The following is a 26,182-nucleotide window of genomic DNA, read 5'->3' as shown; positions in this document are numbered from 1 at the left end:
AAAATTAAAAGGGCTCGGTCAAGTGAGATGCCTGCGAAGGTGAGTGGGCCAGACGGCGCGCGCATGTGACGACGCCATCCTGCACGGCCCGGCTCAACCATTGTTCGAAGCTGAACGCTGCGGACTCCGTCGCGCCAGTGGATGCTCGTTCCAAAGCATTCTCCAGCGCGGTTCCGAGCGAACTGCCGGCTTGAAGCGCCGTCAGCAGGGCATGTTCAGCTTCAGTCATGGCGCACACGCGAGGCTTAAAGCCCTGCCGCCAGACCAGCGCGTGCTCCGCAACTTCGTCGCGCAACCAAGCAGCCGCCTCCGCCAGCGCAGGTTCGCCCACCAGATGGGCATTGACGATGCTGGCCACCGGATAAGCGCTGGCCAGCAGAAAAACACCGGCACCCAGCGTCAACGTGATCTCGTCGGGATCGCTCGCTGATAGCAGGGCAAATGAATGGGGCTCAGGCTGGGCATCGGCGGCTGTGCTTGCCCGATGCAAAGCCCACTCAATACGGGCGACATCGCCTAGGTAGGGCTCATCCGCCAGTTGCGGCTCCGCCTCCAGAAAGACCGCGAACGCATCGCCCCAGCAAGCCATGTCGCCGCGGACAGGAGGGTTGCACCGCCAGAAGTGCCGCGCGAGCGGTGCAAAGCTTTCACCTCCGATCAGCTGCACCAGCACCGGATAGGCCGCAGCCAGCGCCCGCTCCGCCAATGCCAGACCGTTGGCCTGGTAGGCCTGCAGGCCGCGCCGCGCCAGCGGGGCGTGCGCAAGCTGCAAATGAGGCCAAAGGTTGCCGTCGTCGCGCTCACCCATCAAGGCACGCAGCAGCGCGTGCTGTTCCTGCGCCAGCATCGCCGTGGCGTTCATGCTGCCGCCATCTGCGGAATGTGCATTGCGGTGTCCCGCGCGAAGGCAGCCTCTTCCAGCAGCACGGCCAGCGGGGGGATACCAGTGTCCCATTCCACCAGCGCAGGCACACCACCAAAGCGCTGCTGCGCATAGCGGTAGATTTGCCAGACGTCCGCGCAGACACGGCTGCCGTGATCATCAATCACGATGTCACCGGTGACGCAGTGGCCGGCCAGGTGCAGTTCGCCCACACAGCCGTTCGGAATCTGGTCCAGCCATCGCAGACAGGCGGCCAGGGGTTCGGCGTCGCTGCCGGCAAGGCGGTCATTGAGAGCGTTGACATAAATATTGTTCACATCGACCAGAAGGCCACAGCCGGTCCGATGAACCAGCTCGCGCAGGAATGTGGTCTCTTCGCGGTCTGAGCTGTTGAAGTGAAGATAGGCCGACAGGTTTTCCACCAGCAAGGGCCTCTTCAGGCGATCTTGCACGCGCTGCACATTGGCGCACATCACGTCGAGGGCGGCGTTGTTGAAGGCAATGGGCAACAAGTCTGCCGCGTGCAGGTCACGGCCGGCCACCTCACCCCGCGCAAAGCAGGCATGGTCCGACACGCGAACCGGCTCGATACGTTCGACCAGACGGGCCAGCTGATTGAGGTGCCATTCGTCAATGCCGCAGGCCGAGCCCAACGCGAGCCCAACACCGTGCAGGCTGACGGGATAGTGTTTGCGCGCTTGGCCCAGCACGGCCAGCGCGGCGCCGCCATCGGCAAAAAAATTTTCGGAATGAACCTCGATGAAATCAAGGTAGGGCAAAGACTCCAGCAACTCGCCGTAATGCGGATGCCGCCAGCCTATGCCGCAGGAGGGACGGCCTGCGTGATGTGAGAGGGACATGATGAATGCCGCGTGATGTATGGCGTCTCAGGAAAGGGGCGCCGTGCTACGCGGCGCGTGCCCCTCCCTTACTTCGTCAAGATCAGAAAATGTGCGATCAGCTCTTCTTTTCCATCGCCTTCATCTTGGCCTGCTCTGCGGTCATGCCCTTCATGCTGGCGCAAGTGCCCTTGGCAACATATTTCCATTCGTTGGCATCGCCGCTGACCTTGGACTGGCCGGCGCACGAGTGGGTGCCGCTGAGGTTGGCACAGTCGTTCTGGCCCGCCGCAGCGATGCCGTAGCATTTTTCTTTTTCCTGGGCGACCGCGGGCGTGGCAACCAGCATGGTGGACAGCAGGGAAGCGGCGGCAGCGGCAATCATGGCGCGTTGGTTCATGGTGAAGACTCCTGTTAATTCGTAAATTGTGAAAGTTGAACAACAACCACAACAGAGGTTTTCTGTGTGGTTGCGAGTTAGTCTGGCCTGCTTTGTTTTTCTTACGCACGCTTCAAAAATTTTTTGGAGCCCCTCTTTTTTTTACAGCAAGTCGGCGATGCGGTCCCAGGCTTCAGGAGGTATACGGCCCACATAACGCTCAACCACTTTTCCGGTCTTGTCGACGAGGAATGCGGCCGGTAGCTGCGCAGGCTTGCCCACGTTGTCCTTGTAGCCGCCTTCACCCGTCCAAAGCTGCACAAAGCGCTGCTTCAGGGGGACAGTGCGCGAAATGATCCGTTCGTAGTCGAGGAAGTCCTGCATGCGCGTGTCGGTGTTGACGGCGACCAGTTCAAAGGGTTTGCCGGCCCAGCCCTCGTAGTTGTTTCGCAGCTCCGGCATCTTGTCGCGGCAGACAGCACAGCCGGTTGACCAAAACATCACCAGCACCACCTTGCCTTTGAGTGAAGACAGCTTGAAATACGTTCCTTCGATCGTCTTGCCCTCGATCTGTGGCAGGGTGACGGGCGCCACCGCCGAGGTGGCCAGTGTCTGCGCAAAGGCTGAGGCCGTGGACATCATGACCGCGCACGACACAAGCACAGCTCGCCAATAAGACCCAATGGGTCGAGGGCTAGCGGTTTGCGGCAGCGATGTGTATTGCGTGGGGGTCATGGCGACGTCCTAAGTAGTGAGGTGTTTGGCAATAGTCGGAATCCGGCCGCAGTCCTTACGCAATTCGCCAAATTTTTCCGGCGTGACGGCGCCGTGCGGCTAGACTCCCGGGCATGGCCACATTTGAAGAACAGCTGGTTGAGCACCGCATCTACCTCATGCGGTTTGCGCGCCTGCAGTTGCGCAACGATGCATGGGCCGAGGATGCGGTGTCCGAAACCCTGCTGGCCGCGCTGTCAAAGCCGCAGAGTTTTGGCAACCGCTCACAGCTCAAGACCTGGCTGGTCGGCATCCTCAAGCACAAGGTCATTGACCTGCTTCGCAGCAATGCGCGCACAGTGGCCGTTGCGGATGCGCAGGCTGACGAGGAGGGTGACGAGCTGGATCGGCTGTCGTTCAAGGCCGACGGCCACTTTGCCGAAACGCCCAACGATTGGGGCAACCCTGACCAGATCCTGCAGCAGGCGCAGTTTTTCCAGGTGCTGGACGCCTGCATGGAGCGTTTGCCGCCCACACTTGGCCGTTTGTTCCTGATGCGCGAATGGCTGGAACTTTCTTCACAGGAAATCTGTAAGGAACTCTCGCTGACGCCGACGAATTTGTATGTCCAGTTGCACCGGGCCCGGCTTCGCTTGCAGGAGTGCCTGAATATTCATTGGTTCGGCAAACGGGGCGCCTGATCACCCGGCCTTTTTTTACTTCCTCACCCCTATTTCCGCCTCCAGCATGAAACCCCGCATCAACCTGCTAAGACGCACCTGTCAGGAAGCGGCAGCCCTATTGGTCGCGCGCGAGGACCGGGCGCTCAGCCTGCCGGACCATATTGCGCTGAAGTTGCACCTGGCGGCTTGTGACGCATGCCCGAAGTTCCAGAACCAGCTTCTGGTCATGCGGGCGGCCATGAAGCAATGGCGGCATGACGGTGACACCTGAACCGTAGCGACCTGGCGGCGGTTTATGCGGCAAGAAGCGCCCATTGCTCCGCCCGTCATTGAAAATTTGTGTAACTATTTACCGATGCTTCGCATTCAATGCTGGCTGTCGCAAGCATTCACGACCCGACCCGGGCATTGATCGTGACATTGACCATCGGATGCTCGGCGTGTAGGCGGAACATGGGCCGCCCAATGACGCCGCGTCGCAGCCGCTATCGAGGTGTGTGCACTAACTTGTCAATTTGATCAATTAGGCATTGACTATCAGTTTTGGCAGTTACACAGCTTATCCGCACCGGCAAATCCCGCAGACAAGCTCACGCAATGATTTAGCCCGTGAAGCGCGGTCAGTGGAGCCGTTCAGGCAGACCTGCGCCACTGCGGCAACGTAAGAAATTCGGCTGCGTTTTTTCGATGACGGAGGCACCGAAAGCCAGTATTCATGCGGCCTGCCACGGCCTAGGTAGTAACCATAGTAGATTGTGTTTTTGATAACTGAAGCATAATATGCCTGTGCGGGTGTCAGCATTCGCACACGTTAGGTGATCGGTCAGTTTCGCGCGCTACAGCGGTACGTATCAAGATTTGTTGTGCTTTCGGGACCCCATCGCTTTTGTTTTTGTGTTTTAGAGGAGTCCCTTCATGGGCAACAAACTTTACGTCGGCAATCTGCCGTACTCGGTCCGCGACGAAGACCTGCAACAATCTTTTGGCCAATTCGGCTCTGTGACCAGCGCTAAAGTCATGATGGAACGCGACACCGGTCGCTCCAAAGGCTTTGGCTTTGTCGAAATGGGCAGCGATGCAGAAGCCCAGGCAGCTATCAATGGCATGAACGGTCAGCCTCTGGGTGGCCGTAGCGTTGTCGTGAACGAAGCACGTCCCATGGAAGCACGCCCTCCACGTAGCGGCGGCTTCGGCGGTGGTGGTGGCGGCTACGGTGGCGGCGGCGATCGTTCCGGCGGTGGCGGCTATGGCGGCGGCGGCGATCGTTCCGGCGGTGGCGGCTATGGCGGCGGCGGCGGTCGTTCCGGCGGCGGCAGCGACGGTGGTTTCCGCAGCCCATACGGTGGTGGCGGTAGCGGCGGTGGCCGTTCCGGTGGCGGCGGCGGTGGTGGACGCGGCGGCTACTAAGCCCTGCGAACCCTCTCTTCAGCCCCGGCTGAAGTGCGCTAAAAAGGCTTCAAGACTTCGGTTTTGAAGCCTTTTTGCTTTGCAGCCCAACAAACACGGGCGCAAACGGTTCCTTTTTTGATAGCATCGCCCGAGCTTTAGGGCGTCAGCGCTCACCCTGGCGGTGCTTGCGCGCGCGGCCGGACAGGGCTTTGTCAAACACAGCATTGGGCAGCAGGCGCAGCAAACTGGCGACCACGCCCATTTGCCAGGGAATCACGCGATAACTGTCGCCCGCCTGGATGGTGGCAAACGCTTTTTCGGCAAACAGCTCAGCCTTCATCAAAAACGGCATGGCGTAACGGTTTTCGCGGGTTAACGGCGTATCAATATAGCCAGGGCAAATCGTCACCACTTTCACGCCGCTGGGGCGCAGCTCGCCGCGCAGGCTTTCGCAGTAGGCAATGACGGCGGCCTTGCTGGCGCAATAAGCGCCATGGCCCGGAAGGCCGCGTATGCCCGCCACACTGCCTATGCCCACGAAAGTGCCGGAACCGCGCGCCACCATGCCAGCCATAAATGGATGGAAGGTGGCTGCCACCCCAATGTTGTTGGTGGCGAAAGTCTGTGCCATGACATCCAGGTCTGCCCGCACTGTAGTGTCCATGCCGATGCTGATGCCCGCGTTGGCGATCACGACATCGGGAACGCCCTGCGCCGCAACACAGGCCTGGCCTGCCGCCACGATGCTGTCGATGTCAGAGACGTCAGCGCTATAGACCTGAAAACGGCCTGCACTGACAGCATTTGCCTCGGCCCAAGTCTGGACTTCCGCCGTGCGGCGGGCAGCCAGCGCCAGCCGGTAGCCTGCCGAATAAAACCGCATGGCCAGCGCCTGGCCAATGCCGCTGGACGCGCCGGTGATGAATACGAGTCTGGACATGGTGGGATAGGTTGAAGAATCGGGACTAGCGCACGGCTGGATCGCCGCCCGCCGGTTTGGCGGCAGGGTTCGGATCCGCCGGCACCGTCAGCGTTGGAAGACCGGCCGCGCTGGCAGCCGACCGCGGAACCAGAATGCCGCGGACACGGCCCTTCAAGTCGGCTACCCGGTCCAGGTTGTCATAGCCGAAGGTGTCGCCGACGAACTGGTCCGTGCCGCGGATGAGCAGCACAGGCTTGTGCGACCTGACACGGTCCTCATTCAGGAATGCGTGCAGGAACTCGCCGCGAAACTCCATGCGCGGTGTTTCCTTCCCGTCGGCATCTTTGCTTGCTTCCCGAATCACCACCGCATTGCCTACCAACTGCACTTCCGAGCCGTCGCCATTGCTGTAGGCACGATTGGCCGTGGCGTTGGTGACTCGACCTTCAACGCTGATGCTGCGGATACGCGCCTGGTCAATTTCCAGAACATCAGTGTCGGGGAAATGCCTGGCCTCAATGCCATAGATCTCGCTCTTGAGCTGCCCGCCTTCGTCAAATGTTTTCACAGTGAACTTGCGCATGAAGTAGTCGACTTCATGGCTCGCCTCTTTGGCCACCTCGGGCGCGCCGAAGATGGGGGTATTGCGTACCAGCCAATAGGTGCCCAGGGCAAGCGCGCCCATCATCAGCAGGGGCATATAGATAGCCATGCTGTCCCATACGCGCAGAAAACGCCGCCAGGCGTTTTTCAGCTGGCGTGTGGCACCCGAGGTGCCTGAAGCACCATTCTGCAAAGTGGCGCTCACTGGTTGTATTCCTGAAGCAGACCGGCGTAGCGCCCACTGGCAACCAGCAACAGGTCACAAAATTCGCGCCCAGCGCCGTGACCGCCCGCCGCCTGCGTGACGTGGTGGGCACGCGCCCGGACTTCCAGATGCGCATTCGCCGGCGCGCAGCTCACTGCCGCGCGAGCCATCACGGGCAAATCGGGCCAATCGTCGCCCATCGCCGCAGCGACAGACCAGTCCAGGCCCAGGGCCTGCAAGGTGAGTTCCGCTGCGGGGCGCTTGTCTTCAGTACCAAAATGCGCGTGCGTGATTCCCAGCGCATTCAGGCGCGCTCGCAGCACATGGCTGTCCCGCCCCGTGATGACCACCGGGGTAATGCCGGCCCGCTGCAACAGCTTCAGGCCATGGCCATCCAGGGTGTTGAAGCGCTTGATGATCTCGCCCGCAGCGCGGTACCCATCATTGGCCAGCGCCAGCTCATGACCCTCCGGATATTCGGAAAAATACAAGCCCCCATCCGTCAGCACGCCATCTATGTCAAAAAATGCCACCTTGACCCCTTGGGCACGCAGCAACAACTCCGGCGAGAAATTCAGGGCAGGCGTCACAACCATCATGCGTGACCACTCGAAAACCGCATCAAAGCGCCGGGGACTAGGACCGGCCCATTCAAGCCGGGGCCGTGGAACTGGCTTCGCCAGGCCGCAGGCGCAGCGGCCCCCTCGGCGGGCAGCGCATTACGCGAAGCGAAAAGCATGGGGGCCATATCCATCAGATGACTTTGGCGCGCATCAGGTCGTTGGTGTTGAGCGCCCCACACAGGACACCCGCCCCATCCACAACCAGCACGCTGGTGATTCGATATTGCTCCATCAACGCGACGGCTTCAACAGCCAGCGCATCCGGCTGCACCGTGCGAGGATTGGCATGCATCACTTCCCCGGCCTTGCTGCTGCGCAGGTCCACACCCTTTTCGATCAGCCTGCGTAAATCACCATCGGTGAATATGCCCAGCACGCGCTGGCTGCCATCCACCACGGCCGATGCGCCAAGCCCTTTGGCGCTCATCTCGCGCATGAGATCGGTAAAGCTGGTATCCGGCTGAACCTGCGGCACCGCATCGCCGCTGCGCATCACGTCACTGACATGGGTCAGCAATTTCCGGCCGAGCGCGCCGCCCGGGTGCGAGCGGGCAAAATCCTCTTCCTTGAATCCGCGTGCGTCCAGCAAGGCGACCGCCAATGCATCACCCAGAGCAAGCTGCGCGGTGGTGCTGGCGGTAGGCGCCAGGTTGAGCGGGCAGGCCTCCTGGGCCACGCTGCTGTCAAGCGTTACACGTGCATGTCGGGCCAACGTGGACTGTGCGCCCCCCGTGATGGCCACCATCGGCACACCCTGGCGGCTCAGTACCGGAAGGATCACCGTCAGCTCCGCGCTCTCACCACTGTTGGAGATGGCAAGCACCACATCGATGGCTTTGATCATGCCGAGGTCGCCATGACTGGCTTCGGCCGGATGGACAAACATGGCCGGTGTCCCGGTGGATGCGAGCGTGGCGGCGATCTTGCGGCCTATGTGGCCACTTTTGCCCATGCCCATGACGACCACACGGCCCCGGCATCCCAAAATCAGTTCCACTGCCTCAGCAAACTCGCTGCCAAGCCGCCCGGCCAGGCCTAACACGGCCGCAGCTTCTATCTCGAAGGTTTTCCTGGCAAGGCTCAGCACCTGTTGGGCATCAAAATTCACGGCGTCAAGACTCATGGCTGCATTCTATAGAGGCCTCCATGCCCCGTATTACCAACAGCCCTTCATCGCAGGGGCAGTCAAGCCGTCAAATCGCCCTGGGCGCGCAATATCCTCGGCTACCATCAAAGGATGAGCGCGCTTGAATTGACTTTGCTGTACCTGCTGGCCGCTGTGCTGGGTGTGGTGGCATGTCGTTCATTGAAGCTGCCACCCATGCTGGGCTACCTGGCCGTAGGGGTAGCAATAGGGCCCAACGCCCTTGCGCTGGCAGAGAACTCCGATGGCATCCGCCATTTGGGTGAGTTCGGGGTGGTATTCCTGATGTTCGTGATCGGGCTCGAATTCAACCTGCCCAAGCTGCGCTCCATGCGGCGCCACGTATTCGGCCTGGGGCTGCTGCAGGTGGCTCTTACCATCCTCCTGGCCACGGCCGGTTCGCTGTTCCTGGCGAGCATGGCGCCAACTCTCTGGAAGATGGGGTGGCAAACTTCGTTGGCGCTGTCCGGGGCAATTGCAATGAGCAGCACGGCCATCGTGGTCAAACTGCTGTCGGAGCGGCTGGAGCTCGAATCCGAGCACGGCAAACGCGTCATGGGCGTGCTGCTGTTCCAGGATCTGGCCGTGGTGCCACTTCTTGTGCTGATTCCCGCACTGAGCGCACCCGCAGACACGCTGCTCATGGCGCTCGCGATTGCGGGACTCAAGGCGGCCGTGCTGGTGGGACTGTTGCTGACCGGCGGCCAGCGCATCATGCGCTGGTGGCTGACCCTCGTCGCGCGGCGCAAAAGCGAAGAACTCTTTGTGCTCAACCTGCTGCTGGTCACACTGGCGCTTGCCTGGCTCACCGAGCGGGCAGGGCTTAGCCTGGCCCTGGGCGCATTTATTGCCGGCATGCTGATCTCGGAAACGGAATACAAGCACCAGGTCGAAACCGACATACGCCCGTTCCATGATGTGTTGCTGGGCCTGTTTTTCATCAGTATCGGCATGCTGCTGGACTGGCGGCTGGTGCTGGAGCGCTGGCCCCTGGTGTTGCTGCTGATGACGCTGCCCGTGCTGTTCAAGCTGGTTCTGGTCACGGCATTGGCCCGCGCGCTGGGCGCAACGGCCGGTGTCTCACTGCGCACGGGTCTCTATCTCGCACAGGCCGGCGAGTTCGGTTTTGTGCTGCTCACACTGGCCCAGCAGAACAACCTGGTCCCGCCGGCCCTGCTGAATCCCATCCTGGCCAGCATGGTGCTGTCGATGCTGGCCACGCCCTTCATCATCATGTACAGCAACCGCATCGTGATGAGGCTGGTCTCCAGCGAATGGCTGCAGCAGTCGCTGCAGATGACCACCATCGCCCGCAAGTCCATCAACGCCAACAAGCACGTGATCATTTGCGGTTACGGCCGATGCGGCCAGAACCTGGGCCACATGCTGGAACGCGAAGGCATCCAGTACATGGCGCTGGACCTGGACCCCGACCGGGTGAGGCAGGCCGCCGCCGCGGGCGACTCCGTGGTGTTCGGCGATGCTGTGCGGCTACAGGCCCTGATGGCGGCGGGCCTGGCACGCGCCAGCGCAGTGGTCATCACCTACCTGGACACAGCCAGCGCCCTGAAGGTGCTGGCCAATACGCGCGCCCATGCGCCCACAGTGCCGGTGATCGTACGCACAGTGGATGACCATGACCTTGAAAAGCTGCAGGCAGCCGGCGCGACCGAAGTTGTGCCCGAGGCCATTGAAGGCAGCCTGATGCTGGCCAGCCATGCGCTAGCGCTGGTGGGTGTGCCCATGCGCCGGGTGATCCGCGTGGTTCAGGACCAGCGCGATGCGCGCTACAACCTGTTGCGCGGCTACTTCCGCGGCGCCGATGACGATACAGTCAACGAGCTTGAGCAGGAGCGCCTTTCCAATGTCACGCTTCCGCTGGGCATTAAATCCCTGGGCAAGCCCCTGGGTGCCATGGCGCTGGAAGCAGGCGGCGTGCGCGTGGTGAGCCTGCGCCGCAGCAACGGCAAAGCCGTCGCTGCGCACGAAGAAACATTGCTGGAAGGCGGTGACACGCTGGTGTTGTCGGGCAAGCCCGAAGCGTTGGCTATGGCAGAAGAAAAGCTGCTGCGCGGTCGCCCCGGTTGAATTCAACCATGTACCAAGTCAGCATCGCGGCGCTCAACGATGGAAACCATCATGCGCGAGGCTTTACCTTTACGCGCTGACGGCACAATACGGTCGCGATCCACTACGGATAGAGCCATGCCAGACCTGTACAACCTCAACCACCAGACCGTCAGCCAGTACCTCAGAAACCACATCCGCACGGTGCCGGACTGGCCGGCCCCTGGCGTGCAGTTTCGCGACATCACGCCGCTGCTGCAAAACCCCAAGGTATTTCGAGTGCTGATCGACGCCTTTGTGCACCGCTACATGGACCCCGACCTCAGGCCCGACGTGGTGGCCGGGCTGGATGCGCGCGGGTTCATCCTGGGCGCCGTGGTGGCCTATGAACTCAATGTCGGTTTTGTGCCGATACGCAAGAAGGGCAAATTGCCGTTCTCGACGGTGCAGGAGACTTATGAACTGGAATATGGCAGCGCTACTGTGGAGCTGCATACGGATGCGGTCAAGCCCGGTGACCGGGTATTGCTGATCGATGACCTGATCGCCACAGGCGGAACCATGATGGCGGGCAAAAAGCTGCTGGAAAAACTGGGCGCAACCGTCACCGAAGGGGCTGCAATTGTTGATTTGCCCGAACTCGGCGGGTCAGAAAAACTGCAGGCTGCGGGGCTGCCGCTGTTCACGCTTGTTAATTTCGCGGGGCATTGAGCCATTCAACATAGTGACCTGGAAGTCACCTTGATGAAGACTCACTAGCTATCAAAAAGATAGCTGATTGGACCCATTATTATTGGGCGTGGGGTCAATTTACCTTGATTGAGGGGCCACGCCGGCCTAGTGCAGATCCCCGTACTGCGTGCTGCTCAGTGCCGGTGAAGTGGTCTCTGGCGGCATCTCGGTGTCTTCAAAACCCGTCAGCAGCGTGTAGGAGCGCGGGCCGCTGTGGACCTTGACACCCTTTTCCGGCGTGGCTGCGGGGCCTTGGGCGGACGCAGCAAGCAAGGCCTGCTTGAAGGCTGCTACCTCATCGGCCTGGATGGGCTCATAGCGCGGGGCGGCAGGCTTGACGGCAGCGCGTGTTTCGACATTGGCTTCAGCGCGTACAACAGGTGCCTGCGCAGCCTGCGGGCTCGGTGCGCTCGGGCTTGGTTTGACCACGACCGCCATTTCATCCATGCGCCAGTACACGGCAGGGACCGTGATTTCAAAACGTGCCTTGGCATGTTGTGTGATCAATGCCTCGATTTCACCCAGTTGCTCGGGCGGCCCGCCAAAAGCTTTCGCCAGGTCCATCATGACGAGGAATTCATTGCCGCTCTGGTCGAGTGAAAGCACCTTGAACTTGTAGCTGGCCGAGAGCACGCCTGAGCGGGTCATGGCCTCGCGGATCGCGGTGTACAGCTGCTCGCGGCGGGCGTGGCGCTTGAGTTTGCCGACTTCGGCGGGAGTCGGGTTTTCGGCGGAAGGTCGCTGGGGTACGGGCGCTGCGATTTTCTCGCGCGCGGTGCCCGCACGTTTGTGTTCGTCATTTGCAGCCGGAGCAGCTTGCTGCGGCTTGGCGGAAAACCAGTTTAAAAAGGACATGGGCAACGTTTCTCGTGATGAATATGCATTTTCCGTTAATGCGGGAAATGAAATCTGTAAGCAATAGCTCAAACTGTCGCGATGTTGTTTGGCCGCGAATTCAGTTGTCCTAAAGACTTTATCGAATCATTCCAGCAAATGCCCGGTAAAAAATCACGCCCGCCATTACTTTGGCGCCTGTTGTTTGCGCTTTGGCGGGAACACGCCGGAGGCCTATTGCCCCCATGACGCCAGGTCTTCCTGGCAGGTAATCCGGGGTTCAGTGCGAGCCTCAGGTTACCGCTACGCGTTTGGGGCGGTTGTAGAGGCGTTTGGCCATCACGGAGCCCATCGCCATGGTCAGCTCCAGGGCAATCGGGCTGTGGCGGTTGGCCAGTTCCAGGAACCGCATCGGCGTGAGGCACCAGAGTTTGCAGGGTGTCGACGCATGCACTGTGGCGCTGCGCGGCATGTGCGAGAAAAAAGCGCCTTCACCCAACACCGTGCCGGCACCCACCAGCGCCATACGCACGCGGGCTTTTTCGTCTTCGTAATGAACACTGAGCGTGCCGCTTTCCACGAAGTACAGCGTGCGATCCAGCGCTCCCTGTTCCATCAGTACCTGTCCGCTGTTTAATGCAAAAGGCTGCATATAGCTGGCCAGGATGTCCCAGTGCGGCTGGTTGAATTGGCAGCGCAATGCATCACTGGCATGGCAATGCAATATGGCTTGAGCCAGGCCCTGGATGTCAAAACGGATGGCGGCGGGTAATGGAGCGTTCATAGTGCAACGGAAGATACCTTCGCACTACAGGGCCGACAAGTGACTTTAACGCCCACTTACACCTGATACAGGAAATCCGGACTTGTAATTTCTCCTCGACAGCACGCCACTTTTGACTGTTTTTTGAGCATTTCCCGCAACGGGCTACCGCTTGTCTCCAGTCGGCTCCCGCCTGTCGCCGGTCTACTACTTTCCAATACAGAATCTGGAAAAAATTTCGCCCAACAAATCGTCCGGCGTGAACGCACCAGTGATTTCGCTGAGGTGATTCTGTGCCTGGCGCAGGTCTTCAGCCAGCAGGTCGAGGGCAGGGTGCTTTGCACAAATTTGCAGATGCGCCTTTGCGAGCTGCTCCGCGACTTGCTGCAGGGCGCGCACATGGCGCTCGCGGGCCATGAACACGCCTTCAGGCGCGGCTTGCCAACCCACAAGCCGGAGCAGCTGCTGGCGCAGTTCCTGTAAACCGGAGCCGGTCTTGGCGGAGATGAACCCGCCGCCCGGCGTGTTTTTCAGTTGCGCATCATGCGCCAGATCTGATTTGTTCCAGACATCGATAACAACCGTGCCTTGAGGGAGTTTTTGGCTTAATGCCCTTGCTATTCGGGCGTCAGCAGCTATGTAATTCATAGCGTCCTGTGTGTCGCCCGCAGCCGCATGGCGGGTCAGATCGTGGAGAAACAGCACGGCATCGGCGCTCTCGATTTCGGCCCATGCGCGTTCAACGCCGATTTTCTCCACCTCATCCAGCGCCTCCCGCAGCCCGGCGGTGTCCACGACGTGAAGAGGTACACCTTCGATCTGGATCAGCTGCGAGACTTTGTCGCGCGTGGTGCCGGCGATGGGTGTGACGATGGCCAGTTCAGCGCCGGCCAGCGCGTTGAGCAGTGAGCTCTTGCCCGCATTGGGTTGGCCGGCAATAACAACTTTGATACCTTCACGCAGGATTGCGCCTTGTGTGGCACGCCGCATCACATCGGCAAGCGTTGCCTGCAGCCGCTCCAGCTGGCCCAGCGCATCGGCTTTTTGCAGAAAATCAATATCCTCTTCGGGGAAGTCGAGTGTGGCCTCAACCAGCATGCGCAGATGGATCAACTGCTCGAGCAGCGTGTTGATTGCCAGCGAGAACTCTCCCGACATGGAGCGGGCGGCCGAACGGGCTGCGGTTTCGGTGCTGGCGTCGATCAGGTCGGCAATCGCTTCGGCCTGCGCCAGGTCGATCTTGTCGTTCAAGAAGGCGCGTTCAGTGAACTCGCCGGGTTGCGCCACCCGAAGCCCCGGCACAGCGGTCTTGCCTGTGTCAGGATCAGGTGCCGCACCCGCCTCCAGGCAACGCGCCAACAGCAGTTGCAAGACGACGGGGCCGCCATGGGCCTGCAGCTCCAACACCTCTTCTCCCGTGTAGGAATTCGGCGCAGGAAAATGCAGCGCCAATCCCTGGTCGATAACCCCGCCTTTAGCGTCTTGAAACGGCAGGTAGCTTGCCAGGCGCGGCTGTAATTGCCTGCCGCATACGGCTTGAATGACAGGTGCGATGTTTTTGCCGGACACGCGCACAATGCCGACCGCTCCGCGCCCCGGCGCGGTGGCGATGGCAACGATGGGGTCGTGGTGTCGGGCGAGCATGGGAGTAGATGTTAAGGGGCAAACAACAACAGGTTGGTGGGTTAACGGCAGCCAGCGCCCGCGACGCAAGGCTGCCGGGCCGCTTTCCCATGAAAAAGGGCCGCGAAGCGGCCCAATTTTTTATTCCGTCACTGCCTTATTTGAATTTGGGCAGGTTGAACTGGGGCGGCACGCCCATGCGCGTGTTGATCACCCACTGCTGGGCGATGGACAAGATGTTGTTGGTGATCCAGTACAGCACCAGGCCGGCAGGGAAGAAGAAGAACATCACACTGAAAATCAGCGGCATGAACCACATCAGCTTGGCCTGCATCGGATCCGGCGGCGCAGGGTTCAGCGCCGTTTGCAGCATGGTCGTGAGCGTCATCACGATAGGCAGGATGAAGTAGGGATCTGGCGCCGAAAGATCATGAATCCACAAAACCCAGGGCGCATTGCGCATTTCGACGCTGGACAACAGCACCCAGTACAAAGCGATGAACACCGGAATCTGGATCATGATGGGGAAGCAGCCGCCCATGGGGTTGACCTTTTCCTCGCGGTAGATTTTCATCATCGCCTGCTGCATTTCCTGCGGCTTGTCCTTCAGGCGATCACGCATTTCCATGATCTTGGGATTGATCGCCTTCATCTTGGCCATGCTGGAGTACGCCTTGGCGTTGAGCCAATAGAACGCGATCTTCAGCAGCAGCACCAGCGCCACGATGGCCCAGCCCCAGTTGTGCAGGAAGCCGTGCAGCTTGTCGAGCAGCCAGTACAGCGGCTTGGCCAGGATGGTGAGCCAGCCATAGTCCTTGACCAGTTCCAGGCCGGGAGCAATGGCTTCCAGCATTTTTTCTTCCTGGGGGCCGACAAAGAACTTCGAATCAATGGTCTTGGTCGCACCGGGAGCAATGGTGTCCAGTGGCGTGATCATGACAACGGAATACAGGTTGTTGGCAACCTTCTGGAACAACAGGTCACGCTTCATGCCGTCCGGAAGAATCCAGGCGGTTGCAAAGTAATGCTGCACCATGGCCACAAAACCGTTGGTCGCCTGTTTTTCGACATCTACAGTGCCTTTTTCAATTTCCTTGAACTCGACCTTCTGGTATTTCTTGGCCTCGGTATAAATGGCTGGGCCAGTGAAGGTGGAGTAGAAAGAAGACTCGCCGGGTGGCGGGTTGCCGTCGCGCACCAGCTGCAGGTAAAGCTGCGGCGATACGGCTGCGGTTCCAGTGTTGACGACATCGTGGCGCACGGCAATGTCATAAGCACCGCGTTTGATCGTGTAAGTCTTGACCAGCTTGACGCCGCCGACGTCCGCGGACTCGAACTTGACTTCGAGCTCGTTCAGGCCTTCCTTCAGCGAACGTTCGCCAGGGAGAACTTTCATCGGTGTCTTGTGGGTAGGAAAACTACCCGTGGTGCCGGGCGCCGTCACCAGGCCCGTCTGGGCCACATAGACGCGGTTCGCGCTTTCATCCAGCAGCACAAAACCTTCGTCTTTTTTGCCTTCCGCTTTGTATTTGCTGAAAGTCGAATGCACCAGCGTGCCGCCTTCACTGTCGAAGGTCAGTGTGAGCACGTCGGTGCTCACCACCACGCGCTCGCGCGTGGTCACTGGCGCAGCAGACGGGGCAGACGGGGCACCCGTGGGCACAGCACCAGGCGTCGCGGGTGATGCATTGACGGCCTGCGGCGCCGGCACCGAAGAAGCGGCAGTGCCTCCAACAGGCGCTGAGGCGGCGGAGCCGGCTGCCGGTGCCTTTGCGGTCTGCGTGGCGGACGGGAAGAAGGTCGCCTTGTGGCCGTTATAAACCTGCCACTGGTCCCACAGAAGGACCATGGAAAAACCAAAAATCACCCACAGGATGGTGCGGCGGATGTCGTTCATGACGGCGTCTTTTTAGAAGGGGTGGAGGCCACGGGAGTGACCAGGCGGGAGAAAAGTGAAATCGGGGCAGGCGGCACAGGATCGTGCCCGCCTTCGCACCAGGGGTGGCAGCGGGCCAGCCTGTGCAATGTGAGGTAGCTGCCTACGGCCGCTCCGTGCTGCTGCAGGGCCTGCAATGAATACGCGGAACAGGTGGGCTCAAAACGGCAGGCCGAACCCAGCCAGGGGCTGAGCAACAGCCGATAGCCTTTGACCAGGCCGATCAGCAGGGTTTGCGGTAAACGGGTGAGGGAAGCCAGCATGACGAAAGCCGGATTCATGGCGCCTTGGCTCCCGCCTGCATCAATGCCAGCACTTCGTTACGCACGGCCAGCTTGAGCTGGTCGGAAGTCGCGCTGATGAATTCTTTGCGGGAAAAATCACGCCGCAAGCGGACCACAAAAGCGGCCTTGGGATACTGATGCGAAAAATCAGCGCTCACGGTGTAAATCTGGCGTTTGATGGCGTTGCGCGTGACAGCCCGTTTGGCCCAGCGTTTGGGAACCATTGCCCCAAGCCAGACGTCCTGGACGGGGAACAGCGACCTTGCGGCAGGAGAATCAACAGGGCTGCCGGACTCGGCTTGCACAGGCCTGGCATCGAGCGCATTGCGATGCAATGCGAAGTGCGTTGTTTTTGCAACAATGGCGCCGGCAAGAACTGCCTGGAACTGGGGTCGGGTTTGAAGCCGCTGCACGAGCGCCAGGCGTCAGTTCAAAAACTGCGGATGGCCAGCAAAAACGAAAGGCTTAGACAGCCAGGCGTTTGCGGCCTTTGGCGCGACGTGCAGCGATCACTGCGCGGCCGCCACGCGTTTTCATGCGCGTCAGGAAACCGTGCGTACGGGCGCGTTTGACTTTGGATGGTTGGTATGTGCGTTTCATGATGAGTCCTACTAGCCGGTCAGCTACAAAGCTTCCCCTTTTGCCTCCGAGCTGCCTTATCTAGATAAAGACACTGTTATTGGCGATTCGAATGATCTTGGTGGCCGTACAACACAACCATCTCTGCAAGTCTTCAAGGCAGGCAAGCCCGCCGCGAATCAGGGAAACCCATGATTATCGCAGATTTCCCAACACTGGCAACAAGTTAGCCCGCCCATTTGGGGTAAAGGCTGAGATGCGCCTGGCCTGGCCTCTGGCTACCACAAATCAAGGTCCGAAATAGGTTGAAACCCGAAGCAATTATTTTGTGGATAACTCCTCATCCAGACTAGAATTGCCGGTGCTTAAAATTAACAATATCCACAAGCAGCCACACGCTGCCGGGCGCCTCTTGCCAGGCCAGCAACCCAGCCAAAACAGCCATGAGTGAGGCATCCGTCCAAAACCTGAGCCAGGACTTGTGGCAAAGCTGCGTCGACCACCTGGCGCAGGAATTACCCGAACAACAGTTCAATACCTGGATCCGCCCCCTGCTTGTGGAGATCGCTCCCGACCTCACCAAAGTCACCGTTCTGGTGGGTAACCGGTTCAAACTCGACTGGGTCCGCGCCCAATATGCCGGCCGTATTTCAGCCTTGCTCGAGAAGATTTCCGGTCAAAGTATCCCTCTTGAGTTAGCACTTGCTCCGCGCGAAGCGCCCGCCAAATCTGCTTCTTTGGTTCGCAGCTTTGAAGGTTCCAGTGTTCCTGAGCCCGTCGGTCTGGGCCTTCCCGAAGAAGCCGCCGGCGCCCCCTTCAAGAATCGGCTCAACAGCGCGCTGACTTTCGACACCCTGATCGAAGGCACCGCCAACCGCATGGGCCGGGCGGCGGCGTTACATGTTTCCAGCAGCCTGGGGCAGCTTTACAACCCGCTATTTATCTACGGCGGTGTCGGTTTGGGCAAGACTCATTTGATGCACGCCATCGGCAATAAATTGCTGTCAGACAACCCCGCCGCCAAAGTTCTCTACATCCATGCTGAACAATTTGTTTCAGATGTGGTTAAAGCTTACCAACGCAAGACTTTTGATGAATTCAAGGAGCGTTACCACTCCCTGGATTTGCTGCTGATTGACGACGTCCAGTTCTTCGCCAACAAGGACCGTACCCAGGAAGAGTTTTTTAACGCTTTCGAGGCCTTGCTGACCAAAAAGTCGCACATTGTGATGACTAGCGACACTTATCCAAAGGGTTTGACGGATATCCACGAACGCCTGGTGTCGCGCTTTGATTCAGGCCTTACGGTCGCCATCGAGCCGCCCGAGCTCGAAATGCGCGTCGCCATCCTGATCCGCAAGGCCGAGGCCGAAGGCGCCTCCATGCCCGAAGAGGTCGCCTTCTTTGTCGCCAAGAACGTGCGCTCCAACGTGCGTGAGCTCGAAGGCGCCTTGCGCAAGATCCTGGCGTATTCGCGCTTCAATCTCAAGGAAATCTCCATCCAGCTGGCCCGAGAGGCCCTGCGGGACCTGCTTTCCATCCAGAACCGGCAGATTTCCGTCGAGAACATCCAGAAGACCGTCGCCGACTATTACAAGATCAAGGTCGCCGACATGTATTCCAAGAAGCGGCCCGCCAGCATTGCACGGCCGCGGCAGATTGCCATGTACTTGGCCAAAGAACTCACCCAGAAGAGCCTTCCCGAGATCGGTGAGCTCTTTGGCGGGCGCGACCACACCACAGTGCTGCATGCCGTCCGCAAGATGTCTGCCGAACGCCAGCAGATGACAGAACTCAACCAGCAGCTGCACGTGCTGGAACAAACCCTGAAAGGCTGAAGAGCGGCACCCATGCGTCAAACACATCCTTCAGCGCTCGGTTCACCCGGTTTTTGGGGTGATATGCAGGGCCAAACCAGCGCCTCAATAAGTTTGGGGACAACTTTTGAACAACCCATGGCTTATCCACAGAAGCAGATGACAATCGAAAGTTGTTCATATTCGGCAGTGCAGTTCAGGGGCGTCTGAACACAAGGTTAAACAAACGCCAAGTGGTTGATCAAAAAGGGGAAAATGGCACTGTCCACAGATTGGTGCCGCCCTTATCTACTACTACTAATTTGAATTAAAGAATTAAAGATAAATACAGAGGAAGTCATGATCGTTCTGAAAGCAACCCAGGATAAAGTTTTGTCGGTACTGCAGTCGGTGGCCGGCATTGTGGAGCGCAGGCACACCTTGCCCATCCTTGCCAACGTGCTGATCCGCAAAACGGGTGCGCAGGTACAGCTCACCACCAGCGATCTTGAAATCCAGATCCGCACCACGGCTGAACTCGACGGCGACGCCGGCAACTTCACCACCACCGTGGGTGCCCGCAAACTCATCGACATCCTGCGTTCCATGCCCAGCGACCAGACCGTGTCGCTCGAGTCGTCGCAGAACAAGCTGATCCTCAAGGGCGGCAAGAGCCGCTTCACGCTGCAGACCCTGCCGGCCGAAGACTTTCCCCTAGTGCAGGAAGCCGCCAATTTCGGCCCCAGCTTCTCGGTACCGCAAAAGGTTTTGAAAGAGCTCCTCAACCAGGTCTCCTTCGCCATGGCGGTGCATGACATCCGCTACTACCTCAACGGCATCCTGTTTGTGGCCGAAGGCAAGCAGCTGAGCCTGGTCGCCACCGACGGCCACCGCCTGGCCTTCTCCTCGGCCATGCTCGACGTCGAAGTGCCCAAGCAGGAAGTCATCCTGCCGCGCAAGACGGTTCTGGAAATGCAGCGCCTGCTCAGCGACAAAGAAGGCGCCATCGAAATGCAGTTCGCCGGCAACCAGGCCAAGTTCAGCTTTGAAGGCATGGAATTCGTCACCAAGCTGGTTGAGGGCAAGTTCCCCGACTACAACCGCGTGATCCCCAAGAACCACAAAAACATCATCACCCTGGGCCGCGTGCCCCTGCTGGCCAGCCTGCAGCGCACCGCCATCCTGACCAGCGAGAAGTTCAAGGGCGTGCGCCTGAACATCGAGCCAGGCACCCTGCGTGTGGCGTCCAACAACGCCGAGCAGGAAGAAGCCGTCGACGAGCTCGACATCGACTACAGCGGTGACGCCATCGAAATCGGTTTCAACGTCACCTACCTGATCGATGCGCTGGCCAACATGGACCAGGACATGGTGAAGATCGAGCTGGCTGACTCCAACAGCTCCGCGCTGCTCACCATCCCGGACGACGCAGCCTTCAAATACGTGGTGATGCCGATGCGCATTTAACGCGCTGGCCACACGCTAAACAACAACCCGACCCGCGACTCTCCGCGGGTTTGGTCATTCAAGAGATTGAAGAAATCGAAGCAATTCGAGAAATCATCTGGAAAAAGATCGGAAATAAAGCTGGCTATGACTGAAGAAAACACACCGAACGAAGTCGATCAGGTAAACGTCAACGACGGCGCTGCAGGCGAAGGAAGCTCCAATTTCCAGCCCAAGATCGACACCAACCAGGCCGGCGCATCCGAAGCCTATGGTGAAGGCTCCATCCAGATCCTCGAAGGCCTGGAGGCCGTGCGCAAGCGCCCCGGCATGTACATCGGCGACACGTCCGACGGCACCGGCCTGCACCACCTGGTGTTTGAGGTCGTCGACAACTCCATCGATGAAGCATTGGCCGGCCATTGCGACGACATCGTCGTCACCATCCACACTGACAACTCTGTCAGCGTGACAGACAACGGCCGCGGCATCCCGACTGGTATCAAGATGGACGACAAGCACGAGCCCAAACGCTCGGCCGCTGAAATCGCCCTGACCGAGCTTCACGCCGGCGGCAAGTTCAACCAGAACAGCTACAAGGTTTCAGGCGGTCTGCACGGCGTGGGCGTGAGCTGCGTCAACGCACTCAGCAAAATGCTGCGCCTGACGATTCGCCGTGACGGCAAAGTGCACGTGATGGAGTTCTCACGCGGCTTTGTGCAAAACCGCATCATCGAACAAGTCAACGGCGTGGATGTGTCACCCATGAAAGTCATGGACGACACCGACAAGCGCGGCACGGAAGTCCACTTCCTGCCCGACACTGACATCTTCAAAGAGAACAACGATTTCCACTACGAAATCCTGAGCAAGCGCCTGCGCGAGCTGAGCTTCCTGAACAACGGGGTGCGCATTCGCCTCAAGGACGAGCGCAGCGGCAAGGAAGACGACTTTGCCGGCGCTGGCGGTGTGAAGGGTTTTGTTGAGTTCATCAACAAAGGCAAGACCGTACTGCACCCCAATGTGTTTGCCGCCATGGGCGACCGCGCCAGCGACCAGGGCACCAACATCGGTGTGGAAGTCGCCATGCAATGGAACAGCGGCTACAGCGAACAAGTGCTGTGCTTCACCAACAACATTCCCCAGCGCGACGGCGGCACCCACCTGACGGGCCTGCGCGCCGCCATGACCCGCGTCATCAACAAATACATCGACGACAGCGAGCTGGCGAAAAAAGCCAAGGTTGAAGTCACCGGCGACGACATGCGCGAAGGCCTGTGCTGTGTGCTGAGCGTGAAGGTGCCTGAGCCCAAGTTCTCCAGCCAGACCAAAGACAAGCTGGTTTCCAGCGAAGTGCGCGGCCCGGTGGAAGACATCGTGAGCCGCCTGCTGCACGACTACCTGCAAGAGCGCCCCAACGATGCCAAGATCATCGTCGGCAAGATCATTGAAGCCGCCCGCGCCCGTGAAGCTGCCCGCAAGGCCCGTGACATGACGCGCCGCAAAGGTGTGCTCGACGGCATGGGACTGCCCGGCAAACTGGCCGACTGCCAGGAAAAAGACCCCGCCATGTGTGAGATCTATCTGGTCGAGGGTGACTCCGCCGGAGGCTCTGCCAAACAAGGCCGCGACCGTAAGTTCCAGGCCATCTTGCCCCTGCGCGGCAAGATTCTGAACGTTGAAAAAGCCCGCTATGAAAAGCTGCTGACCAGCAACGAAATCTTGACGCTGATCACCGCACTCGGCACCGGCATCGGCAAGGCCGGCGGCATTGGCGGCACGCCAGGCACGGATGACTTCAACGTCGCCAAGCTGCGCTACCACCGCATCATCATCATGACCGACGCTGACGTTGACGGTGCGCACATCCGTACGCTGCTGCTGACCTTCTTCTACCGCCAGATGCCTGAGCTCGTTGAGCGCGGCCACATCTACATTGCGCAGCCACCGCTGTACAAGGTCAAGGCCGGCAAGGAGGAGCAGTACCTCAAGGACACCGCCGCACTTGACGGCTTCCTGCTGCGTATTGCGCTGAAGGATGCGTCCGTGCAGCCCGGCGCCGACGACAAGACCGTGCTGACCGGCGAAACGCTGGCCGAGCTGGCCCGCAAGCACCAGCTGGCTGAGTCCGTTATTGCCCGCCTGCGCGGCTTTATGGACGCGGAAGCCCTGCGCGCCATTGCCGACGGCGTAAGCCTGAACCTGGATACCGTGGCCGACGCTGAAGTGTCAGCCGTGACGCTGCAAGCCAAGCTGCGCGAACTCAACACCACCGGCGCCCCCGCCGAAGTGGCCGGCGAGTTTGACACCCGCACCGACAAACCCATCTTGCGCATCAGCCGCCGCCACCACGGCAACGTGAAGAGCAGCGTGTTGACCCAGGACTTTGTGCACGGCGCCGACTACGCCACCCTGGCCGAAGCCGCCGCCACCTTCAAGGGCCTCATCAGCGAAGGCGCCAAGGTTATGCGCGGTGAAGGCGAGCGCCAGAAGGAAGAAAAAGTCAGCGACTTCCGTCAGGCCATGGCATGGCTCATCGGCCAGGCTGAAAACGCCACCGCACGCCAGCGCTACAAAGGCCTGGGCGAGATGAACCCCGCCCAGCTGTGGGAAACCACCATGGACCCGCAAGTGCGCCGCTTGTTGAAGGTACAGATCGACGACGCCATCGAAGCCGACCACGTCTTCACCATGCTGATGGGCGACGAGGTCGAGCCACGCCGCGAGTTCATTGAACAGAACGCCCTGCGCGCCGCCAACATCGACGTTTAAGCGACCATCCAGTTCTTGCCTGACACCATGACCGAAGAAACCACAACTACAGCAGCAACTGCCACCGAGCGCCCGCCGCTGCCCGACCACCTCTCCACCGACGAGCGCAGCCCGCACTTCGTCAAAGCCATTTTTGAACATGAGGTGGGCATCCGCTTTAACGACAAAGAGCGCAACGACGTCGCTGAGTACTGCATCAGCGAAGGCTGGATCAAAGTACCCGTCGGCAACAAGGTAGACCGCAAAGGCAACCCGCTGATGATCAAACTCAAAGGGCGGGTTGAGTCGTTTTATAAATAAGTGAACAAGTAGACGCAGCCGGGCCAGTCATTCATTAACCTGGTATTGATCAACACCATGAAGCTTCAACCTCCCGCAGGTGAACTTCATGGTGTTTTTCATTGGGCCCTTATTTGAACTTGGTATTTTCAGCGTCCGCAAATTTCAACCACCCATGACCCGCATCGCCGTCATCGACTTCGAAACCACAGGCCTCTCACCCGCCATGGGTGACCGCGCCACCGAAGTCGCGATCGTCATGGTTGAACACGGCCAGGTCGTCGACAGATTCCAGAGCCTCATGAACGCAGGCCGCTATATCCCGTCCTTCATCGAAAGCCTGACTGGCATCAGCAACGCCATGATCGCTGTCGCACCAGCGGCTGAGAAGGTCATGGTCGAAGCCAATCGCTTTGTCGGCAACGCACCCATGGTGGCGCACAACGCTTCGTTTGACCGCAGGTTCTGGGAAGCCGAACTCGCCCGCGCAGGAGAAAAGGCTACCCAACCCTTCGCCTGTACTATGCTCGTCGCCAGAAGGCTGTACCCCCAGGCACCCAGCCACAAGCTAGGCGTGCTGATCGACTACCACCGTCTGCCGAAAGTCGGCCGGGCTCACAGAGCGATGGCTGATGCGGAGATGGCTGCGTCGTTATTGGGTCAGATTCAGGACGACCTGCGCAGCCGTCATCGTGTTACCCAGCCGGATCACACCTTGTTGCTTGCGCTGCAGCGCTGTGCGAAGCCTGCTGTGTCGGCGTTGATGTCGAGGTATGTAGATGTCTAAGGGATCGCTGTAGCAACCAGCTTAGTGCGTAATACGCCTTCGTTTCAGGGTAAGTATTTCCTGATATCTGTCAATAAAGTCTTTGTGATATTGCCGAGCTTGTGCCAAGAGATCGCTATAGGACTTGATTTCAAAATCTTGACTATTGCGAAGAGAATCCACCATCGTCTGGACACCTGGACCGTAGCTGTGATTTTCAGAAATTAAGATGACTTTTACTTTTTTAACGCCATCTGGCAAACGTTTTCTTATAAATTCGATGTATTGGGTGCTTTGATTTATCTCTTCGAGACCGATCTTGATCTGTGGACGTTTTAGTTCGATGATGTGCACAGTTCCATTGTTATTGGTGCATAGAAAATCGATTCGCTTGTTGCTTTCTTCAAGTTTCTCTTCTTTGAAATGTTCTTTAAGCCAGCCACTGAAGGTAACCTCGCGCTCGAATGTTGTCATTCGAGGATCTAGGATCCAAGGAAATTTCTCCAGAAACTTCTGCATTATTTTTGTCTCGGAGACATTCGCAGTTATGTACTTTCCGAATTGATCTATGGTGCTCACTCGACCGTCGGAGAGTTTGGCCATTTCCTTTGCCTCAATAAACTGCCAATCCTCGAGTAGTTTGATAGCCTTACCCTCATCTAGAACGCCGAGAGTTCTGAGGGTTTCGGCAAAGTCCTGAAAGCCTTGCAGGGAAAAAGCATCTTGAATATGGAGGAGTAGAGATGCAGATTTGTCCTCCTCAAGCTCTGTGCTATTGATTATTGAATCTGAAATATTTCTAGCTAGTGGTCGTTCAGCTGCACTTAGCTCTGAAATCCATGTGTCAACGTCAATGTTATGAGCGGCCTTGAATTTCTCCTTTTTTGCGAGCGATCTTTTTTTTCTCCAGTCGTTTGCGATCACTTTCAGGATGTCATTTAACTTTTCGCGAAGCTCTTCCAGTTCTTCGCCTTCCCACACCAAAGATTTTCTGTCGGTCGATACGTTATCGACGTCGTTGTCTTGATCGATAAAGTCGACATTTAGAACTCCATATAGGTACGAGTGAAAGTAATCGTTAGAGCGATCATCAAAGAAGGCATTCTCTTGTACTAGTTTCTTGCGAGCTAAAAGAGTGACACCTTGCTGCATTTTTTTAAGGGGCGTATTTGAAGTGCAAAGAACACCAAAGATACCCTTGCTTTTGTAGTAATCAAGATCCGGTAGAAGTGCTTCAAAATCGTTTGGAAATTCCCACTCAAATTGTTTTGAGGTTCCGTCAAAGAGCGTTTTGTTTTCTACTTGAATTGGTGAACCATCATTGTGGATTACATAGACGTTGAGCTCATCGAAAATGGAAAACCGCTTTGCTAAGCTTTGTGCGAGCGCAAGAGGTTCAAAGCTGGATTTGCGTTTTATATCGATAAGCTCTATTTTTGTGCCATCAGGTTCTTTGGTGTGCTGTTGTTTCACTAGAGCCGTCGGGCTATAACTACCGCCGCTCTTCTTCATCGTAGAGTAGGTCATTGAAAAAGAGTTCTTCAGAGAGTTTTTGACCGTTGTGACGATGATGGTTTCTGCAATGCCAAACATTGACAGTTTTCCAATTCCTTTTTTTCCGAGGACTGCTCTGCTTTTCTTGGCGCTATCACCGGTGCTATTTGCGATGCGACGATTTCGCCCTACGGTGAGAAAACAAGCGTTGATCTCGTCCGCGTCCATGCTAGTCCCGTTGTCTGTTACGACAATTCTTTTTTCTCCGCGGTCATATAGATAGATGTGCACGTCGTTGGCATCTGCATCCCATGAGTTTGATAGCAGTTCTGCAATCATGGGTGGATATTGCGTGTACAACTTGACGCCTAAATGTTCAATAGTATTTAGGTCGAAACGCATTTCCCATTTAACTTCGGCAGTCATT

26 protein-coding genes are annotated in these 26,182 nt (G+C 58.4%); 10 read left to right on the top strand and 16 right to left on the bottom strand.

All coding sequences use genetic code 11. The features are described 5' to 3' along the window. Positions 1–4: 4 nt before the first annotated feature. From ACQ4MS_RS09445 to ACQ4MS_RS09430, 4 genes are all read right to left on the bottom strand, one after another. Positions 5–862 carry an HvfC/BufC family peptide modification chaperone gene (locus tag ACQ4MS_RS09445; RefSeq protein WP_431099202.1) on the bottom strand — a complete coding sequence of 286 codons (858 nt, stop codon included), beginning with the start codon at positions 860–862 and terminating at the stop codon, positions 5–7. Next, positions 859–1,743: a DUF692 domain-containing protein gene (locus ACQ4MS_RS09440; protein ID WP_431099200.1), complete on the bottom strand. Its 885-nt coding sequence runs from the start codon at positions 1,741–1,743 to the stop codon at positions 859–861. The genes ACQ4MS_RS09445 and ACQ4MS_RS09440 overlap by 4 nt, the downstream gene beginning before the upstream one ends. A 97-nt stretch (positions 1,744–1,840) precedes the next feature. Further along, on the bottom strand, positions 1,841–2,122 hold the full coding sequence (locus ACQ4MS_RS09435) for a BufA1 family periplasmic bufferin-type metallophore (RefSeq protein ID WP_431099199.1): 282 nt from the start codon (positions 2,120–2,122) through the stop codon (positions 1,841–1,843). A gap of 141 nt (positions 2,123–2,263) precedes the next feature. After that, positions 2,264–2,836, bottom strand: a complete 573-nt coding sequence (locus ACQ4MS_RS09430; protein WP_431099198.1) for a peroxiredoxin family protein — start codon at positions 2,834–2,836, stop codon at positions 2,264–2,266. A 113-nt stretch (positions 2,837–2,949) separates the two neighbouring features. Between ACQ4MS_RS09430 and ACQ4MS_RS09425 the strand changes: the two genes are divergently transcribed. The 3 genes from ACQ4MS_RS09425 to ACQ4MS_RS09415 all read left to right on the top strand — a co-directional run bounded on the left by ACQ4MS_RS09425 (position 2,950) and on the right by ACQ4MS_RS09415 (position 4,905). Next, a complete protein-coding gene (locus tag ACQ4MS_RS09425; RefSeq protein ID WP_431099197.1) occupies positions 2,950–3,516 on the top strand; it encodes a sigma-70 family RNA polymerase sigma factor in 567 nt (188 codons plus the stop codon). Positions 3,517–3,562: 46 nt separating this feature from the next. Then, entirely contained in the window at positions 3,563–3,769 is a 207-nt protein-coding gene (locus tag ACQ4MS_RS09420; RefSeq protein WP_431099195.1) for a zf-HC2 domain-containing protein, read from the top strand. 644 nt (positions 3,770–4,413) lie between these two features. After that, the gene (locus ACQ4MS_RS09415) at positions 4,414–4,905 is read left to right on the top strand and encodes an RNA recognition motif domain-containing protein (protein ID WP_431099194.1); all 492 of its coding nucleotides are present in this window, start codon (positions 4,414–4,416) and stop codon (positions 4,903–4,905) included. A gap of 145 nt (positions 4,906–5,050) precedes the next feature. Here the strand turns inward: ACQ4MS_RS09415 and ACQ4MS_RS09410 are convergent, their stop codons facing one another. The 4 genes from ACQ4MS_RS09410 to ACQ4MS_RS09395 all read right to left on the bottom strand — a co-directional run bounded on the left by ACQ4MS_RS09410 (position 5,051) and on the right by ACQ4MS_RS09395 (position 8,363). Then, positions 5,051–5,827 (bottom strand): SDR family oxidoreductase, encoded by a 777-nt coding sequence (locus ACQ4MS_RS09410; RefSeq protein WP_431099192.1) that lies wholly within the window; start codon positions 5,825–5,827, stop codon positions 5,051–5,053. A 25-nt stretch (positions 5,828–5,852) separates the two neighbouring features. Continuing rightward, entirely contained in the window at positions 5,853–6,521 is a 669-nt protein-coding gene (lptC, locus tag ACQ4MS_RS09405) for an LPS export ABC transporter periplasmic protein LptC (RefSeq protein WP_431099563.1), read from the bottom strand. 92 nt (positions 6,522–6,613) lie between these two features. Continuing rightward, on the bottom strand, positions 6,614–7,216 hold the full coding sequence (locus ACQ4MS_RS09400; protein WP_431099191.1) for a KdsC family phosphatase: 603 nt from the start codon (positions 7,214–7,216) through the stop codon (positions 6,614–6,616). A 154-nt stretch (positions 7,217–7,370) separates the two neighbouring features. Continuing rightward, positions 7,371–8,363, bottom strand: a complete 993-nt coding sequence (locus ACQ4MS_RS09395; RefSeq protein ID WP_431099189.1) for a KpsF/GutQ family sugar-phosphate isomerase — start codon at positions 8,361–8,363, stop codon at positions 7,371–7,373. 114 nt (positions 8,364–8,477) lie between these two features. Here ACQ4MS_RS09395 and ACQ4MS_RS09390 point away from each other — a divergent pair, with 114 nt between their 5' ends. Continuing rightward, positions 8,478–10,472: a cation:proton antiporter gene (locus tag ACQ4MS_RS09390; RefSeq protein ID WP_431099187.1), complete on the top strand. Its 1,995-nt coding sequence runs from the start codon at positions 8,478–8,480 to the stop codon at positions 10,470–10,472. 117 nt (positions 10,473–10,589) lie between these two features. Further along, complete coding sequence (locus tag ACQ4MS_RS09385) at positions 10,590–11,162, top strand: adenine phosphoribosyltransferase (RefSeq protein ID WP_431099186.1); 573 nt, start codon at positions 10,590–10,592, stop codon at positions 11,160–11,162. Positions 11,163–11,288: 126 nt separating this feature from the next. Here ACQ4MS_RS09385 and ACQ4MS_RS09380 read toward each other — a convergent pair whose 3' ends face one another. The 7 genes from ACQ4MS_RS09380 to rpmH form a co-directional block, all read right to left on the bottom strand. After that, positions 11,289–12,038, bottom strand: a complete 750-nt coding sequence (locus ACQ4MS_RS09380; RefSeq protein ID WP_431099185.1) for a hypothetical protein — start codon at positions 12,036–12,038, stop codon at positions 11,289–11,291. A gap of 271 nt (positions 12,039–12,309) precedes the next feature. Next, positions 12,310–12,801, bottom strand: coding sequence for a Crp/Fnr family transcriptional regulator (locus ACQ4MS_RS09375; RefSeq protein ID WP_122954706.1), 492 nt, complete (start codon positions 12,799–12,801; stop codon positions 12,310–12,312). A 186-nt stretch (positions 12,802–12,987) separates the two neighbouring features. Further along, complete coding sequence (gene mnmE / locus ACQ4MS_RS09370) at positions 12,988–14,424, bottom strand: tRNA uridine-5-carboxymethylaminomethyl(34) synthesis GTPase MnmE (protein ID WP_431099184.1); 1,437 nt, start codon at positions 14,422–14,424, stop codon at positions 12,988–12,990. Between the two features lie 136 nt (positions 14,425–14,560). Next, positions 14,561–16,300: a membrane protein insertase YidC gene (yidC, locus tag ACQ4MS_RS09365; protein ID WP_431099183.1), complete on the bottom strand. Its 1,740-nt coding sequence runs from the start codon at positions 16,298–16,300 to the stop codon at positions 14,561–14,563. Beyond that, on the bottom strand, positions 16,297–16,620 hold the full coding sequence (gene yidD / locus ACQ4MS_RS09360; protein ID WP_431099182.1) for a membrane protein insertion efficiency factor YidD: 324 nt from the start codon (positions 16,618–16,620) through the stop codon (positions 16,297–16,299). The genes yidC and yidD overlap by 4 nt, the downstream gene beginning before the upstream one ends. Continuing rightward, on the bottom strand, positions 16,617–17,036 hold the full coding sequence (locus tag ACQ4MS_RS09355; RefSeq protein WP_431099181.1) for a ribonuclease P protein component: 420 nt from the start codon (positions 17,034–17,036) through the stop codon (positions 16,617–16,619). The genes yidD and ACQ4MS_RS09355 overlap by 4 nt, the downstream gene beginning before the upstream one ends. Positions 17,037–17,088: 52 nt before the next feature. Next, positions 17,089–17,223, bottom strand: a complete 135-nt coding sequence (gene rpmH / locus ACQ4MS_RS09350) for a 50S ribosomal protein L34 (protein ID WP_007862708.1) — start codon at positions 17,221–17,223, stop codon at positions 17,089–17,091. Positions 17,224–17,645: 422 nt separating this feature from the next. Here rpmH and dnaA point away from each other — a divergent pair, with 422 nt between their 5' ends. The 5 genes from dnaA (at position 17,646) to ACQ4MS_RS09325 (ending at position 24,282) form a co-directional block, all read left to right on the top strand. After that, positions 17,646–19,040: a chromosomal replication initiator protein DnaA gene (gene dnaA, locus ACQ4MS_RS09345; RefSeq protein WP_431099180.1), complete on the top strand. Its 1,395-nt coding sequence runs from the start codon at positions 17,646–17,648 to the stop codon at positions 19,038–19,040. A 318-nt stretch (positions 19,041–19,358) separates the two neighbouring features. Continuing rightward, positions 19,359–20,465: a DNA polymerase III subunit beta gene (dnaN, locus tag ACQ4MS_RS09340; RefSeq protein ID WP_431099179.1), complete on the top strand. Its 1,107-nt coding sequence runs from the start codon at positions 19,359–19,361 to the stop codon at positions 20,463–20,465. Positions 20,466–20,591: 126 nt separating this feature from the next. Beyond that, complete coding sequence (gyrB, locus tag ACQ4MS_RS09335; protein WP_431099178.1) at positions 20,592–23,216, top strand: DNA topoisomerase (ATP-hydrolyzing) subunit B; 2,625 nt, start codon at positions 20,592–20,594, stop codon at positions 23,214–23,216. Between the two features lie 27 nt (positions 23,217–23,243). Then, positions 23,244–23,516 (top strand): DUF3297 family protein, encoded by a 273-nt coding sequence (locus tag ACQ4MS_RS09330; protein WP_431099177.1) that lies wholly within the window; start codon positions 23,244–23,246, stop codon positions 23,514–23,516. Between the two features lie 154 nt (positions 23,517–23,670). Continuing rightward, positions 23,671–24,282 (top strand): 3'-5' exonuclease, encoded by a 612-nt coding sequence (locus tag ACQ4MS_RS09325; RefSeq protein WP_431099176.1) that lies wholly within the window; start codon positions 23,671–23,673, stop codon positions 24,280–24,282. A 21-nt stretch (positions 24,283–24,303) separates the two neighbouring features. Here ACQ4MS_RS09325 and ACQ4MS_RS09320 read toward each other — a convergent pair whose 3' ends face one another. Next, positions 24,304–26,181, bottom strand: a complete 1,878-nt coding sequence (locus tag ACQ4MS_RS09320; protein WP_431099175.1) for an ATP-binding protein — start codon at positions 26,179–26,181, stop codon at positions 24,304–24,306. Position 26,182: the final 1 nt, after the last annotated feature.

Origin of the sequence: Polaromonas aquatica (genome assembly GCF_050626995.1) — a bacterium.
In the GTDB taxonomy this organism is placed as follows: domain Bacteria; phylum Pseudomonadota; class Gammaproteobacteria; order Burkholderiales; family Burkholderiaceae_C; genus Polaromonas; species Polaromonas aquatica_A.
Note: the sequence above shows the minus strand (reverse complement) of the source record. Positions and strands in the feature narration are given on the sequence as shown.

What these genes read in the sequence shown, in the direction of transcription:
- ACQ4MS_RS09390 (WP_431099187.1), top strand. Translation starts at nt 8,478, where the DNA reads ATGAGCGCGCTTGAATTGACTTTGCTGTACCTGCTGGCCGCTGTGCTG.
- ACQ4MS_RS09375 (WP_122954706.1), bottom strand. Translation starts at nt 12,801, where the DNA reads ATGAACGCTCCATTACCCGCCGCCATCCGTTTTGACATCCAGGGCCTG.
- ACQ4MS_RS09330 (WP_431099177.1), top strand. Translation starts at nt 23,244, where the DNA reads ATGACCGAAGAAACCACAACTACAGCAGCAACTGCCACCGAGCGCCCG.
- ACQ4MS_RS09435 (WP_431099199.1), bottom strand. Translation starts at nt 2,122, where the DNA reads ATGAACCAACGCGCCATGATTGCCGCTGCCGCCGCTTCCCTGCTGTCC.
- dnaA (WP_431099180.1), top strand. Translation starts at nt 17,646, where the DNA reads ATGAGTGAGGCATCCGTCCAAAACCTGAGCCAGGACTTGTGGCAAAGC.
- dnaN (WP_431099179.1), top strand. Translation starts at nt 19,359, where the DNA reads ATGATCGTTCTGAAAGCAACCCAGGATAAAGTTTTGTCGGTACTGCAG.
- ACQ4MS_RS09395 (WP_431099189.1), bottom strand. Translation starts at nt 8,363, where the DNA reads ATGAGTCTTGACGCCGTGAATTTTGATGCCCAACAGGTGCTGAGCCTT.
- ACQ4MS_RS09325 (WP_431099176.1), top strand. Translation starts at nt 23,671, where the DNA reads ATGACCCGCATCGCCGTCATCGACTTCGAAACCACAGGCCTCTCACCC.
- ACQ4MS_RS09420 (WP_431099195.1), top strand. Translation starts at nt 3,563, where the DNA reads ATGAAACCCCGCATCAACCTGCTAAGACGCACCTGTCAGGAAGCGGCA.
- rpmH (WP_007862708.1), bottom strand. Translation starts at nt 17,223, where the DNA reads ATGAAACGCACATACCAACCATCCAAAGTCAAACGCGCCCGTACGCAC.
- ACQ4MS_RS09445 (WP_431099202.1), bottom strand. Translation starts at nt 862, where the DNA reads ATGAACGCCACGGCGATGCTGGCGCAGGAACAGCACGCGCTGCTGCGT.
- lptC (WP_431099563.1), bottom strand. Translation starts at nt 6,521, where the DNA reads ATGGCTATCTATATGCCCCTGCTGATGATGGGCGCGCTTGCCCTGGGC.
- ACQ4MS_RS09410 (WP_431099192.1), bottom strand. Translation starts at nt 5,827, where the DNA reads ATGTCCAGACTCGTATTCATCACCGGCGCGTCCAGCGGCATTGGCCAG.
- ACQ4MS_RS09400 (WP_431099191.1), bottom strand. Translation starts at nt 7,216, where the DNA reads ATGATGGTTGTGACGCCTGCCCTGAATTTCTCGCCGGAGTTGTTGCTG.
- mnmE (WP_431099184.1), bottom strand. Translation starts at nt 14,424, where the DNA reads ATGCTCGCCCGACACCACGACCCCATCGTTGCCATCGCCACCGCGCCG.
- ACQ4MS_RS09425 (WP_431099197.1), top strand. Translation starts at nt 2,950, where the DNA reads ATGGCCACATTTGAAGAACAGCTGGTTGAGCACCGCATCTACCTCATG.
- ACQ4MS_RS09320 (WP_431099175.1), bottom strand. Translation starts at nt 26,181, where the DNA reads ATGACTGCCGAAGTTAAATGGGAAATGCGTTTCGACCTAAATACTATT.
- yidD (WP_431099182.1), bottom strand. Translation starts at nt 16,620, where the DNA reads ATGAATCCGGCTTTCGTCATGCTGGCTTCCCTCACCCGTTTACCGCAA.
- ACQ4MS_RS09380 (WP_431099185.1), bottom strand. Translation starts at nt 12,038, where the DNA reads ATGTCCTTTTTAAACTGGTTTTCCGCCAAGCCGCAGCAAGCTGCTCCG.
- ACQ4MS_RS09415 (WP_431099194.1), top strand. Translation starts at nt 4,414, where the DNA reads ATGGGCAACAAACTTTACGTCGGCAATCTGCCGTACTCGGTCCGCGAC.
- ACQ4MS_RS09440 (WP_431099200.1), bottom strand. Translation starts at nt 1,743, where the DNA reads ATGTCCCTCTCACATCACGCAGGCCGTCCCTCCTGCGGCATAGGCTGG.
- gyrB (WP_431099178.1), top strand. Translation starts at nt 20,592, where the DNA reads ATGACTGAAGAAAACACACCGAACGAAGTCGATCAGGTAAACGTCAAC.
- yidC (WP_431099183.1), bottom strand. Translation starts at nt 16,300, where the DNA reads ATGAACGACATCCGCCGCACCATCCTGTGGGTGATTTTTGGTTTTTCC.
- ACQ4MS_RS09430 (WP_431099198.1), bottom strand. Translation starts at nt 2,836, where the DNA reads ATGACCCCCACGCAATACACATCGCTGCCGCAAACCGCTAGCCCTCGA.
- ACQ4MS_RS09385 (WP_431099186.1), top strand. Translation starts at nt 10,590, where the DNA reads ATGCCAGACCTGTACAACCTCAACCACCAGACCGTCAGCCAGTACCTC.